Source organism: Hassallia byssoidea VB512170, from assembly GCF_000817785.2.
Taxonomy (GTDB): Bacteria; Cyanobacteriota; Cyanobacteriia; order Cyanobacteriales; family Nostocaceae; genus Hassallia; species Hassallia carrinoi.
This window is the reverse complement of the sequence record NZ_JTCM02000157.1, coordinates 1-11,569: the sequence shown is the minus strand read 5'-3', so window position 1 is coordinate 11,569 and position 11,569 is coordinate 1. Positions and strand designations below refer to the sequence as shown.

At 41.4% G+C, this 11,569-nt stretch carries 17 protein-coding genes and 1 pseudogene; 8 read left to right on the top strand and 10 right to left on the bottom strand.

All coding sequences use genetic code 11. The annotated features are described in order from the left end of the window. Both PI95_RS32855 and PI95_RS32850 read left to right on the top strand, forming a co-directional pair. Nucleotides 1-243, top strand: a pseudogene (locus PI95_RS32855) (hypothetical protein); the annotation flags it as partial. A 77-nt stretch (nt 244-320) separates the two neighbouring features. Then, complete coding sequence (locus PI95_RS32850; protein WP_039737245.1) at nt 321-851, top strand: universal stress protein; 531 nt, start codon at nt 321-323, stop codon at nt 849-851. A 22-nt stretch (nt 852-873) separates the two neighbouring features. Here the strand turns inward: PI95_RS32850 and PI95_RS32845 are convergent, their stop codons facing one another. From PI95_RS32845 to PI95_RS32830, 4 genes are all read right to left on the bottom strand, one after another. After that, nucleotides 874-1,113, bottom strand: a complete 240-nt coding sequence (locus PI95_RS32845; RefSeq protein WP_039737244.1) for a hypothetical protein — start codon at nt 1,111-1,113, stop codon at nt 874-876. Between the two features lie 143 nt (nt 1,114-1,256). Continuing rightward, a complete protein-coding gene (locus tag PI95_RS32840; RefSeq protein WP_039737243.1) occupies nt 1,257-1,988 on the bottom strand; it encodes an alpha/beta fold hydrolase in 732 nt (243 codons plus the stop codon). A gap of 310 nt (nt 1,989-2,298) precedes the next feature. Beyond that, on the bottom strand, nt 2,299-2,535 hold the full coding sequence (locus tag PI95_RS32835) for a hypothetical protein (RefSeq protein WP_052324625.1): 237 nt from the start codon (nt 2,533-2,535) through the stop codon (nt 2,299-2,301). 224 nt (nt 2,536-2,759) lie between these two features. Continuing rightward, complete coding sequence (locus tag PI95_RS32830) at nt 2,760-3,734, bottom strand: CHAD domain-containing protein (RefSeq protein WP_039737242.1); 975 nt, start codon at nt 3,732-3,734, stop codon at nt 2,760-2,762. A gap of 343 nt (nt 3,735-4,077) precedes the next feature. On the opposite strand from PI95_RS32830, the gene PI95_RS32825 reads away from it, so the two are divergent. Continuing rightward, nucleotides 4,078-5,145, top strand: coding sequence for a DUF3616 domain-containing protein (locus tag PI95_RS32825; protein ID WP_039737241.1), 1,068 nt, complete (start codon nt 4,078-4,080; stop codon nt 5,143-5,145). Here PI95_RS32825 and PI95_RS32820 read toward each other — a convergent pair. Further along, nucleotides 5,142-5,546, bottom strand: coding sequence for an NIL domain-containing protein (locus PI95_RS32820; RefSeq protein ID WP_039737240.1), 405 nt, complete (start codon nt 5,544-5,546; stop codon nt 5,142-5,144). The genes PI95_RS32825 and PI95_RS32820 overlap by 4 nt on opposite strands. A gap of 115 nt (nt 5,547-5,661) precedes the next feature. Here PI95_RS32820 and PI95_RS32815 point away from each other — a divergent pair, with 115 nt between their 5' ends. Continuing rightward, a complete protein-coding gene (locus tag PI95_RS32815) occupies nt 5,662-6,249 on the top strand; it encodes a thioredoxin family protein (protein ID WP_039737239.1) in 588 nt (195 codons plus the stop codon). Between the two features lie 40 nt (nt 6,250-6,289). Here the strand turns inward: PI95_RS32815 and PI95_RS32810 are convergent, their stop codons facing one another. Further along, nucleotides 6,290-6,523, bottom strand: coding sequence for a DUF6737 family protein (locus PI95_RS32810; protein WP_163519407.1), 234 nt, complete (start codon nt 6,521-6,523; stop codon nt 6,290-6,292). Nucleotides 6,524-6,906: 383 nt separating this feature from the next. On the opposite strand from PI95_RS32810, the gene PI95_RS37075 reads away from it, so the two are divergent. Next, complete coding sequence (locus PI95_RS37075; RefSeq protein WP_268896851.1) at nt 6,907-7,035, top strand: hypothetical protein; 129 nt, start codon at nt 6,907-6,909, stop codon at nt 7,033-7,035. 72 nt (nt 7,036-7,107) lie between these two features. On the opposite strand, the gene PI95_RS32805 is transcribed toward PI95_RS37075, so the two are convergent. Both PI95_RS32805 and PI95_RS32800 read right to left on the bottom strand, forming a co-directional pair. Beyond that, nucleotides 7,108-7,692, bottom strand: a complete 585-nt coding sequence (locus PI95_RS32805) for a Uma2 family endonuclease (RefSeq protein WP_039737238.1) — start codon at nt 7,690-7,692, stop codon at nt 7,108-7,110. 295 nt (nt 7,693-7,987) lie between these two features. Further along, nucleotides 7,988-8,221, bottom strand: coding sequence for a hypothetical protein (locus PI95_RS32800; RefSeq protein WP_039737237.1), 234 nt, complete (start codon nt 8,219-8,221; stop codon nt 7,988-7,990). Nucleotides 8,222-8,342: 121 nt separating this feature from the next. On the opposite strand from PI95_RS32800, the gene PI95_RS32795 reads away from it, so the two are divergent. The 3 genes from PI95_RS32795 (at nt 8,343) to PI95_RS32785 (ending at nt 9,302) form a co-directional block, all read left to right on the top strand. Continuing rightward, nucleotides 8,343-8,588 (top strand): helix-turn-helix domain-containing protein, encoded by a 246-nt coding sequence (locus PI95_RS32795; RefSeq protein WP_039737236.1) that lies wholly within the window; start codon nt 8,343-8,345, stop codon nt 8,586-8,588. A 127-nt stretch (nt 8,589-8,715) separates the two neighbouring features. Beyond that, nucleotides 8,716-8,952: a DUF433 domain-containing protein gene (locus tag PI95_RS32790; protein WP_039737235.1), complete on the top strand. Its 237-nt coding sequence runs from the start codon at nt 8,716-8,718 to the stop codon at nt 8,950-8,952. Further along, nucleotides 8,949-9,302 carry a DUF5615 family PIN-like protein gene (locus PI95_RS32785; RefSeq protein WP_039737234.1) on the top strand — a complete coding sequence of 118 codons (354 nt, stop codon included), beginning with the start codon at nt 8,949-8,951 and terminating at the stop codon, nt 9,300-9,302. Before PI95_RS32790 ends, PI95_RS32785 begins: the two co-directional genes overlap by 4 nt. A 47-nt stretch (nt 9,303-9,349) precedes the next feature. Here the strand turns inward: PI95_RS32785 and PI95_RS32780 are convergent, their stop codons facing one another. Together PI95_RS32780 and PI95_RS32775 are read right to left on the bottom strand one after the other, a co-directional pair. Continuing rightward, nucleotides 9,350-10,084 carry an HAD-IA family hydrolase gene (locus PI95_RS32780; RefSeq protein ID WP_039737233.1) on the bottom strand — a complete coding sequence of 245 codons (735 nt, stop codon included), beginning with the start codon at nt 10,082-10,084 and terminating at the stop codon, nt 9,350-9,352. Between the two features lie 98 nt (nt 10,085-10,182). Then, nucleotides 10,183-11,241 (bottom strand): 30S ribosomal protein S1, encoded by a 1,059-nt coding sequence (locus PI95_RS32775; protein ID WP_039737232.1) that lies wholly within the window; start codon nt 11,239-11,241, stop codon nt 10,183-10,185. Between the last annotated feature and the right edge of the window lie 328 nt (nt 11,242-11,569).

Genomic DNA, 11,569 nt, shown 5'->3' with positions numbered 1-11,569 from the left:
ATGGAGTCATATAAAATCAGTCGAAGAGAAGTGAAAATATTTCAACATTTTCCCTTTCCCCTTTCCCCTTTCCCCCTCTTCAAAGGGCATGGGGCATCGTCCCTTTGTGAAATACGCGATCGCTTCTTTTTATTCCCATTGCCCATTAAACAATTGCCCATTGCCCATTACCCATTACCCATTACCCATTACCCATTACCAATTCCCCTTTCCTCACAAGATCCTCAAATTGTTTGTGTATAACATAACTGTAGGAGGAAAGCTGATATAATCGCCTGCCCCCTCTAATAAATGATTATTGCTAAAAAATCGGTGTCTATATGTTTATTAACAAAATTCTAGTTGCGTTAGATCGCTCTGAGTTAAGCAAGCAGGTTTTTGAGCAAGCGTTGGCTTTAGCGAAGGTTACACAAGCTAACTTAATGCTGCTACACGTTCTTTCTGCTGAAGAAGAAGGCAGTCCCTATGTGCCTGTATACTCTGGTTTTGACTACTATTCAGGAGTGCGCGGTCAAACCTTGGAAGTTTACCAAGAGCAATGGAACGCTTTTAAACGCGAAGGTCTAGAGATGTTACAATCTTTTTGTGCCCAAGCAGACATAGCAGGTGTCACTACTCAATTTACCCAAAATCCTGGCAGTCCTGGTCGCTGCATTTGTGATGTAAGCCATAATTGGGGTGCTGACTTAATTATTATGGGGCGTCGGGGTCACTCTGGCTTAAAAGAACTATTTCTAGGCAGCGTCAGTAACTATGTTCTTCACCATGCACCTTGTTCAGTCCATATTGTGCATCTTCCAGTCGTTGCGAAAAAAACTGAAGCACAAAAAACACAAAGCATCTCAACTTGAGCGCAAAAAGGTGTAGCTTTGACTACACCTTTTTTTCAACGACTTCAGAGGGCATGTGGGAAGACTTTACCTTTGTTTCCGGCACTACAAACCAGAAAACCGCTGCTAGCATCAAAAAGGCACTATTAGAACCTATTTTGTTGACTACAACCCCAGCTAGTAAATTACTTAGACCCGCACCAATAGCGATCGCCGTATTTAATAAACCTTTATGTAAGGCTTTGAGATAAACGCTCAAATAAGGATTAACGCCGTCTCCCACGTCTTTTAAAAATAAATTGAGATAATCGAGCTGTTGATTTCAAATCGTGTTCGCCTCAACATTAAGAAATATTAAGCAAAAACCTTCCTTCAATGGTTTGTGCTTGGCGTAAGTCATAGGTTATAAAACACAGAGAATTTTGCTTAAAGTCTCAGGCTAGAACAAAGTGCATCCAATTGGCTTAGAGATTTCCAGTAGTTGAGAAGTTGTTCTGCGACAAGCTGAAAATGAAAGAAGTGAAAAAAGTGCCGTCCTTCCGGACATAACCACAGGCGATCGCTTGGATTCAACCAAGGTCGCCATCCTCGTAAAGCATCGGGTTCAACAATGATGTCGTCTAAGCTACCACAGACCATTAACGGTACTGGCACAACGCTTGGAGTCATACTCACCCGTTGAAACAGCGAGTGAGGTGAGAGTGAGCAATTTAAGTCTTGTTCCAAAATTCTTGTTAGACGCTTAACAGTGCGTTGGTCTTGATAGCCAAACAAATTGTCAACCATTGCACTCAGAGTCTTTTGGCGACATAAGAAAGGCAGATGAGTATAATAGTGAGCCTGCCAATCAACCGCAGCATCAACCCCCACAGCTAATAAAGTTAAAGACTTAACTTTTTCTGGATATCGACGCGCATAAACTAGTCCTAGCAACCCTCCGATGCTGTGACCAATCAGATGCACGGGTTGATTGCACGATTTGAGATGCTTATGCAGCAGTTCAACTGCCAATAAGATTGAACTAGCTTCATCCTGACTTTGGGAATACTCCCACTCTTGCACTGTCAGTTCACGCGACAAATAACCAAGCAGCGGCTTGCTAAAGTATTGCAAACTAGGACTTGTATTCAACCAAATAACATCAGGCTGTTTAGTCATTAAATTTTCCTTGCAAATAAATAATCTATTTAGCAATTAGTAGAACCAATAATTTTTTGCTACTAATCGCTAATTGGCACTTCTGGGCTTTTGTTGAGAATCTTCTTCAACTAATCTGAAAAATAGCTTACACTAAATCTGGATTTAATGAAAATATTTTTCATTAACTATTTTGAAGATGAAAATCAACGGTTTTATGGTCAATGCAACATTGAGCGATCGTCAACCCTCCCCAAGCAGATTTCTTTCTAGTTCTTTGGATAGATATAACTTGAAAGTGGCATTATCCTACCATATAAATTGATAATTGTCAGAAATCGATAGCCCAAAGATGAAGGGGAGGGGGAAGTGGGAGAGGGGGAGCAGGGGGAGCAGGGGGAGCAGGGGGAGCAGAGGAAACAAATTCCTCTTTGTCTCCTTGTCTCCTTGTCTCCTTGTCTCCCTTGTCTCCCTTGTCTCCCTTGTCTCCCTTGTCTCCCCATCTCCCCCTCTCCCCCCTTTCCCCCTCAACAAAAAGGCGATTTATCAAGCCGATGCTTTTCGGCATCGAAACTTGACAAAATCGCCTTTAATTGCTGCGTCGTGGTATTGATTTTAGCTGGTCAGATTATCAAACACACCCGTCAAAGCGGCAACCAGCATCTTGAGTTTGTGCCCAAAGACTCGGATGAGGGTCTTTAGCTGTGAGTTCTGGTGTTGCCAAGACTGACAGCAAGTCTTTTGTTGAGACATCTTATCAATTCTTTTATCGGCTTATTGCTATGAGCCAAATTACAGAGTTAGCGGATGCAGTATTGTTAAATGAAAACCGTGTCTAGTTTCCGGTTTCAAATACCGCTCCTGTAAGGGTTGCCACTGCTGCCACAATTTATAACGATTTTCTGCTAATAAATTTGCAAAAGTGGGAAGTTTAGTTTCAATTTCTGACTCGAAGACATCCGTCAGCCACTCGCCTAAGACTACACTATCTTGAATTGAACCCAAGATGTCTTGAATGTTTTTAACATCTGCAACATAAACTGAGTAAGATTCAGCGTATAACTCAGTAAATAACTCCATCTGATAGCGCACGCGCTTGGCTTGTTTACGCAATGTATGCAGCATTTCGCCATTTGTTGCCAATTCTTTCTCTATCTTCTCGGCTTTTAAACCTTTAGGAATGACAACTTTTGCATTTTCTACTTGCGTTCCCACTAACCAACCCGGATCTAGCAATAAACTACTCACTTCCGGCAAAAGTAAATCCGGTAGCAATTCTTGCATAGGCAAAGATGCTACAGGTAGATAACTTGGGTTTTCCAACCACTCGTTCATTCCCTGTTTTAGAGATTTATAATGCTCATCTTTAAATGTTGCTTGCACTCCTTCTAACGCATCTTCGCGTTGTTTAGATAAAGCATCGAAAGCTGTTTGCAGAGATTTTTGTTCTTTATGCGGTAAATTTGGACGGTAAGTGTTTTCCAAAGATTCTTTGAGTACATCCAAATCTCGCAACGTACCAAGACGACGGGCAATTTTGCCTATATTTTTATCACTTACTGGCTTAGATAAATCTAAAGCTAGCCCAAATCTGCTAACTGCTGTGCGTAAACGACGCATCCCTACTCGCATTTGATGCAGAGCTTCTGGATCTTCGTCTTTCTTAACAGTTTTTTCCCACTTTAAGGTTTTTTTAAAGTGTTTTTTCAGTGCTTCGTGAGCATAGTCACCTAGCGTTTTTAGTTTGGCTTGTGCAACTAATTCCATAAGATTATTGGTATGAATTTGATAGCAACAACTACTTAATTAGGTTTTTGTATGATAACACTAATTACAATTTTATCTGTCTTTTTTGCATATTTTATCTAATTTATTTCAACGGCATTTTTCTAACTTTTGATGGTTGTTTGTCTTTTATAAGAATGTTAATTATCATATTTTTTTTGAGATTAACTTATAAATGTTTTGAGAGTAACATATAAACTTAATAAATATTATTTTAGCTTGAAAAACTGGATGAACGTGATACTTGCTGTCATTATTTTTAATGCTAAAGTATGATCAAACACATAATAATAACAATATATTACACGAGAGGAGCAAAGGTAAAATGGATAACTCATATTTACTAAGTCAAGTATCCTTAACTTTTACTGACGGTTTTAAAGAATACAGAGAAGATCTTTCCGCAGTGCTGCTGACTCCAGAAAAGCATTTGTGGTTGGGTTCAGATGAAACCTCTACTGTTGAGCGTCTTTCTTTGGTTGATGGCAATAATTTTGCAAATCACGAACGCTATCGAGTCGCAGAATTTATTGATTTACCGGCATCGGAAGAAAAAGAAATTGACATTGAAGGACTTGCCTACACCGATTATTATCTTTGGTTAATAGGTTCCCATAGCTACAAACGCAAGAAGCCTAAATCTGATAAATCAGATGAAAAAAATATTCAAAGACTGGCAAAAATTGACACAGAACCTAATCGTTATATTCTGGGAAGAATTCCGCTTGTGGACGGGAAGTTGTTTTCGTCATGCCCGCACCCGCAAAATCCAGATATATTATTAAGTGCTGCCAAACTGGAAATAACTCCGACAGGAAACTTGTTAATGGCAGCTTTAGCAGACGATCCTCATTTAGGCTTTTTTGTGAAAGCAGCAATTCCGGGGAAAGATAATGGCTTTGACGTGGAAGGGATAGCTGTTTGTCAAAAGCGAGTTTTTATCGGTTTGCGCGGTCCGGTTTTGCGTGGTTGGGCGGTGATGCTGGAAGTAGAATTAGAAACATCTACCCCCGGAATCATGACACTGCGGGAAATTGGTCAAGAGGGAAAGTCATATAAAAAGCATTTTCTCTTTTTGAATGGTTTGGGAATTCGGGATATGCATCTTTATGGTGAAGATTTGTTGATTTTAGCCGGACCCACAATGGATTTAGATGGACCGGTACAACTTTATCGTTTGCAGAATGCTGTGAATTTAACAGAAAATACACTTCATTATCCAGAGTTTCTGCAAGATATTCCTTATGGAAACAGAATTGAACACGCTGAAGGCTTTACGTTATTTCAAAATGTAACTGGGATACCTTCTGTATTGGTGGTTTATGACTCGCCGGCAAAAACTCGACTCTTTGGTGATGGTGGTGTGATGGCTGATGTGTTTCGTTTGGGTTAAAGATTGGTTGAAATTGCTTGGACGGGACAGGTGGGTATACATTGTTCGCAGACGATGCAACGCGATCGCGTAAATGTCAGTTTATATGTTTCCGGGTTCAGGGTAAGCGCTTCGGTGGGACAAACTCCCGTACACAAACCACAATCAACACAAACATCTTCATCGATCGCTATTTCGCCTAAACTGAGGGAAACGTTAATATTTTGCGATCGCATCCACTCAATCGCTGCATCTAGCTGATCTATGTCCCCGGATAATTCAACTACAAGTTTACCAATTTGATTTGGAGCTACTTGAGCGCGGATAATATTTGCAGCGACGTTGAATTCTTTCGCCAGTCTATAGGTTACTGGCATTTGTACAGCGCGTTTGGGAAAGGTGAGGGTAACTCTTTTTTTCACAGATTTGTCAGAGGGTTTTATCTGTTGTAGCGTAGTGGGTTGAGCGTAGGAACCGCCAAGACAGAAAAAGGTAAACTGAAGAAGATGCAACTTAATAAGATTTAATAAACTTGTTATGAGTACAGATTCGCCTATATCTCCTCAAAAGCCAGAAACTACAGGTGGGACACGCTTAAGAAATTTTGCGATTGCAATGGTAGCGATCGCCCTCACCGTTGCCTTATTTTTAGGATTGCGAACTCAAACACCCGAAGCAAGTCTTGCAAAGTTAGATCAAGGGTCTACACCATTAGAATTAGCTTTGACGAATGGCAAGCCAACGCTGATGGAGTTTTATGCAGATTGGTGTACTGTTTGCCAAAAAATGGCACCAGATATGCAACAGTTCGAGACGCAATATGCTGGCAAAGTTAATTTTGTCATGCTGAATGTAGATAATACCAAATGGCTGCCGGAGATGTTGAAGTATCGGGTGGATGGAATTCCCCATTTTGTTTTTTTGGGTAAAGATGGGGAAACAATAGCCCAGGCGATCGGCGATCAACCCCGTACAATTATGGGAAGTAATTTAGAAGCCTTGGCTACTGGTTCATCTTTGCCTTATGCTCAAGCAAGCGGACAAGTTTCCAAATTTTCCGCACCAGTTGCACCAACAAGTAGTAAAGACGATCCTCGCCTTCATAGCAGCCAAGTTGTGAATTGAGTTTTCCGAAATTCCCCACTAGCAGAGGTGGGGAATTTTATTAATCGTTTTGATGCAACTCTAAAACCCCACTACGGATCATCAGTTGGGGCCACATTAATAAGAAAAAGCCCATCCAAGTTAATATAGGCACGGATACGAGAACTGTTAGCCAGATAATTTTAAATAGTACCCAGCTACCAGTAATTAGCGTTACACCCGTTAAAAGAATAGACCAAGGTTGACACCACCAAGGTTTGTATTTCCAAGGACTGATAGGCTTTTGTTCAGACATTTAGTGTTATGGCAAGGCAAATAGTCTTTGATTAGTTGTAGCGTGAAATTGAAAGATGCGATGCCGAGTACGGCAACCTTGCGGAACGCCTTTCCTCATCAGAGTATCCTTGATTTCGGGTGGACTATGTATTCGGCTTAGTAAATGAACACTCAACGGTAATCTTCAAATTACTTTTAGCAGTGCCTTTTGTGACATAACGAACCCCTAGACGAAACCTGCTCATAATTATCCAGCCGTGTATTGGAATTACTGGTTGGGTATTGCGGATCGAAGGTTGACGGCTGGATAATTATGAGTAACTTTATTGGAACCCCTGCTTCTCCCAACCTCATCGATGCCGACCTCAGCGCTGCCAACCTCAACGGGAGCAAACCTCAGCGATGCCGACCTCAACGGGAGCAGACCTCAGCTATGCCAAAAACCTGACTTTTGAGCAAGTTAAATCTGCCAAGAATTGGCAGTACGCGAAATACGATGATGAGTTTCGTAAACAGCTAGGGTTAAAGTAGGGAGTCCCAGAGAAGGGGACAAGGAAGACTAGGGGCAAATGCGCTCACCCTTGACGATAAATGCGATCGCCTTCAAGATACAATAATTGGTGGTAACATTTCCAAAACCACAATCTGCGAATCAGCAAACTGTAAAGGTGAAATTCTTGCATCTTCACCCAAAATCACTTTGCTTTGATAGCCTTCTTCATTGGGTTCTCGAAATACGTATAATTGACGCTCAACGACATCTAGCACCCAATAATCTGCAATTCCCGCTTGTGCGTAAGCTTTAGCTTTCGTTTCGCAGTCAAATTTTAAACTGCTATCGGCTACTTCAATGATTAAATAAACCTCGCTGGGGGTAGGATGGTGATCGGCATAGTCGAGTGGGTCTATCTTAACAACTGAAACATCTGGTTCTGGTTCTGAGCGTTGATTTAACTTTATCGGTTCTTGAGTCGATACCCAAGCCCGATTTCTTAATCTGTTTTTTAGTAAGTAATCTGTCCTTCCCACAGCAGAACGATGCGCTGTACCTTTAGCACTCATCCAGATAATCTTCCCTTCTAACAGTTCCACTCGCTCATCTTCATCTAAAATCCCAGTCTCAGCCATGCGGTGGTACTCTGCAACTGTCCACAAGCGAAGATTTAAGCTGGTATCTGTATTCTGCATGGCTTGTGTATTAAATGTGGAGATTTCTGTCGGAAGATTATTTAATATCGTAGCACTTATGTGCTATTGACATAATTTATGTTTTGTGCTGTAAGTGGGAAAAAGAAGCATAGCCCGCATTCTTTAAAGCTTTGCTTATCGCTTGTGATACCGAGTTGCACGTATCATTACCTCACCCCGCCCTATCGGGCACCCCTCTTTGAACCTGCGGAGAGGGGATGGGGGTGAGGTGATACTTATGAACGCAACGCGCTTGTGATTTGATGGTTCATAGCGATCGCCTCCACACTTTTCCTTAATCCTGCACTCTCGGACGCTGCAACACACTAATCATTTCCTTGGGGTTGCGGGTTGGCATTAACCGACTCCATTCTGCCATTTCCGCAAAACCCAAAGAATGCAGCCTGTAAATCACTCCCTTTACCCATTGTGGCGCACCAATCAAAATCATCCGGTTTGCTGATTTACCTGAAATTAAAGCATCTATCGCAAGGGTTTCATTAGCATCACGCTCGTGATTCTCTGACATTAGTCTTCACCTAATTTCTTAAAAACGATTATGTTCTCAACTCAGAACAATACCATCCTACCTTAAATGTTCTCAACTCGAATCATTTACTTGGTTATCTACCTCTGAGACTATTGAAGGCATGGGAAGAGCAGGAAAAGCACTCAGACAGGTACTAGAAACTTACGGCATTAGCCAAAATCAGTTAGCAGTGACAATGGGCATTAACCGTTCTACTGTTAGTCAGTGGTTCAACGAGATAAGAGATCCTCTAGCAGAATCAATTCCAGAGATTATCGAAGCGCTAGATAAAATTAACTCTGCTGCTGCGAGAGATTTTCTGGTACTGTACTTGGGGCGGATAGTTCAGGATGACAACCAGACATAACCGATAGAAGTTAAGCACGTATAGGCGCTTTTGTCAAGATAACTTTGGCGATCGCGCTAACAACGTCGATACCAATTGCTATTTTTCAGTTAGAATGTTCTCCAGAACAAAACTAAGTATAAAAGCGATGGAAAACACCCTTTTACAGCGAATCACACTTGATGTGAATATTTGCCACGGCAAACCAAGCATTCGGGGACTGCGTTATCCAGTCGAGTTTATCCTTGAATTGCTAAGTTCTGGCATGACTATCGAGGAAATCATTGCCGACTACGACGATTTAGAACGCGATGATATCTTAGCAGCTTTGCTGTTTGCGACTCAATTGACGAGAGTGAAAAGCATCTACCGAATAGCTTCATGAAGTTTTTAGTAGATGCACAACTGCCAGTGCGTCTGGCACGTTTTCTCGAATCTGCTGGTTACGATACAATTCATACCAAAGATTTACCCCAGCGAAATGCAACAACTGATGTAGAAATTAACGCCATATCAATCCAAGAAAGTAGGATTGTTGTTACTAAAGACAGAGATTTTTTTGATTCATTTCTGATTCGGCAAGAACCTTACAAGTTGTTGTTAGTCACTACAGGCAATATCACTAACACCGAACTTGAAGCATTATTTGTGAATAACCTTGCACAACTTGCTGGGCTGTTCGCTCAACATGTGTTAATAGAAATCAGTCGCAACGCAATTATTGTTCATCAGTAGTTTTGAGCAATGGCACTTTTGTTTTTGAGAATCGGGGAAAATACACATTAAGCTTCTACAAGTTGAATTTCATCGAGTTGATTAATCACCACATCTGCACCTTGGACATTATCCGATTTACCAATCCAAGTAATACCAATGCAACCTGCGGCTTTAGCATTACGCGCCATTTGCATATCACCTACAGCATCACCTACCATCAAGGTAGCGCTGGGTTCTACTTTCAAAGATTTGCAAGCTTGTAAAAATAATATTGGATCTGGTTTACTCGGACCTTCATCGACTCCCATTTCTAGTTGAATGTAATCGCTCAATTGGTGATGCTTGACAAATTCATTAACTTCTGCTGTACTTGCGGCTGAAAGGATACCGAGTTTCAATCCAGTTTCTGACAAGGATTTTAACACTTCTAAACTACCGACAAACAGCGGTGAAGAAGTCTTGCCGATGTATTTTTCGGCTTCATCTAAGGCAAGACGTGCGATTAAGAGCGATTCAAACCAACTTTTGCCAGTTTCGGCGATATATGCGGCAGTAGCAATTTCTGTTTCCCGACGACTTGCCACGGCAATTAAACCGGCGGGATCTAAGCTTGAGCCATTAATCCCAAAAGCCATTAACAAAGGTTCCCCAGTTCCGGGAACTTGAGCATCTACGATCCGTGCTGCTTTTTGTGCAAGCGATCGCAAATACGCTTCTGAGTCTTCCAGAGTACCGTTTTTGTCAAACAAAATCGCCTGGATATTAGAAAACGTCATGTTTCTACACTTAATAGTTGCCACATTCCACCCTATTTAAATAAGAACTAAATTTTTAATTTACATAAAAAAAGAGAGGAAAACCTCTCTCTTTTCACAATGATTTCAAGGGCATTATTATTCTATGCTGAAGGTGCTTCCTCTTCGATAGCTGAAGGTATTTCCTCTTCTACTGCTGAGGGTATATCTTCTTCTACTGCTGAGGGTATATCTTCTTCTACTGCTGAGGGTATATCTTCTTCAGCTAAGGCATCAGTATCAGCTACCGCAGTCACACCTTGCTGTTTAGCTAACATTTGTTCGCGATATTTAGCAGCCATTTCTTCTGCTTTATCGTAGACCAAATCGCGATTTTTAATCATGTCACCTGGTTCGGGTTCCAACTGTTTTGTAGACAGAGAAATCCGACCTCTTTCTGCATCCAAGTCAATGATCATGACTTTCACTTCATCATTGACATTAAATACACTGTGAGGTGTATCAATATGTTCGTGAGAAATTTCAGAGATGTGCAGCAGACCGCTCACACCGCCAATATCAATAAATGCACCGTAAGGTTTGATACCGCGAACTGTACCTATAACAACTTCGCCAACTTCTAAGCGATTCATCTTACGCTCAACCAGCGCTCGACGATGGGATAGAACTAAACGATTACGCTCTTCGTCTACTTCTAAGAATTTCAATGGCAAATCTTCGCCTACCAATTCTTCTTTAGGTTTGCGGGTGCTAATATGAGAACCTGGAATAAAACCACGCAATCCCTCGATTCTTACCAAAGCTCCACCACGATTGGTCGCAAACACACCAGAACGAACAGTAGCATCTTCTGCTTGCAATTGCCGTACTCGCTCCCAAGCTCGCATATATTCAATGCGACGAATGGAAAGAGTTAATTGACCATCTTCGTTTTCATCTGTGAGGATGAAAAATTCCCGCGTTTCGTTTGATTGTAAGACTTCTTCCGGGGCATCGACCCGGTTTATAGACATTTCCTGTATAGGTATATATGCTGCGGTTTTTGCACCAATGTCAATCAGAGCGCCGCGCGGCTCTATACTGAAAACGGTTCCTGGTACAACATCTCCAGGGCTAAAGTGATAATCGTATTTGTCTAATAGAGCAGCGAAATCTTCGTGAGTGAAGCCTATTTCTGTAGCGGTTAATTTCTGATTGACCATGCTGTTTTGTACCTGGTTTTAGTCTCCGTAAAGTTATTGCTCAAGCCGAATGTATATGCAAGCGCCAATGTTTAGGCTTATTTACACCTACATCCTTTCTATCCTAGCGCAGAAAAGCTGGGTTTAACACATATCAACTTCCAGATGGAACATTGTATCACACATCCAAAACCGTAATTAATCATTTATTAATTATTTTTAGACTCCGAAGCGATCGCGCTTCCGGATAAAAGGGCGAAGTCTTCTCTAGACAAATGTGGACAGGCTTCATCAAAAATATTCGTGGGTGGTTGCGGATCTACAAAACAAGCCTGTCCACATTTGTCGT

Coding starts and splice junctions, on each gene's coding strand:
- PI95_RS32850 (WP_039737245.1), top strand. CDS start 321: ATGTTTATTAACAAAATTCTAGTTGCGTTAGATCGCTCTGAGTTAAGC.
- PI95_RS32840 (WP_039737243.1), bottom strand. CDS start 1,988: ATGACTAAACAGCCTGATGTTATTTGGTTGAATACAAGTCCTAGTTTG.
- PI95_RS32835 (WP_052324625.1), bottom strand. CDS start 2,535: ATGCCGAAAAGCATCGGCTTGATAAATCGCCTTTTTGTTGAGGGGGAA.
- PI95_RS32830 (WP_039737242.1), bottom strand. CDS start 3,734: ATGGAATTAGTTGCACAAGCCAAACTAAAAACGCTAGGTGACTATGCT.
- PI95_RS32825 (WP_039737241.1), top strand. CDS start 4,078: ATGGATAACTCATATTTACTAAGTCAAGTATCCTTAACTTTTACTGAC.
- PI95_RS32815 (WP_039737239.1), top strand. CDS start 5,662: ATGAGTACAGATTCGCCTATATCTCCTCAAAAGCCAGAAACTACAGGT.
- PI95_RS32810 (WP_163519407.1), bottom strand. CDS start 6,523: ATGTCTGAACAAAAGCCTATCAGTCCTTGGAAATACAAACCTTGGTGG.
- PI95_RS37075 (WP_268896851.1), top strand. CDS start 6,907: ATGCCGACCTCAACGGGAGCAGACCTCAGCTATGCCAAAAACCTGACT.
- PI95_RS32805 (WP_039737238.1), bottom strand. CDS start 7,692: ATGCAGAATACAGATACCAGCTTAAATCTTCGCTTGTGGACAGTTGCA.
- PI95_RS32800 (WP_039737237.1), bottom strand. CDS start 8,221: ATGTCAGAGAATCACGAGCGTGATGCTAATGAAACCCTTGCGATAGAT.
- PI95_RS32795 (WP_039737236.1), top strand. CDS start 8,343: ATGGGAAGAGCAGGAAAAGCACTCAGACAGGTACTAGAAACTTACGGC.
- PI95_RS32790 (WP_039737235.1), top strand. CDS start 8,716: ATGGAAAACACCCTTTTACAGCGAATCACACTTGATGTGAATATTTGC.
- PI95_RS32785 (WP_039737234.1), top strand. CDS start 8,949: ATGAAGTTTTTAGTAGATGCACAACTGCCAGTGCGTCTGGCACGTTTT.
- PI95_RS32775 (WP_039737232.1), bottom strand. CDS start 11,241: ATGGTCAATCAGAAATTAACCGCTACAGAAATAGGCTTCACTCACGAA.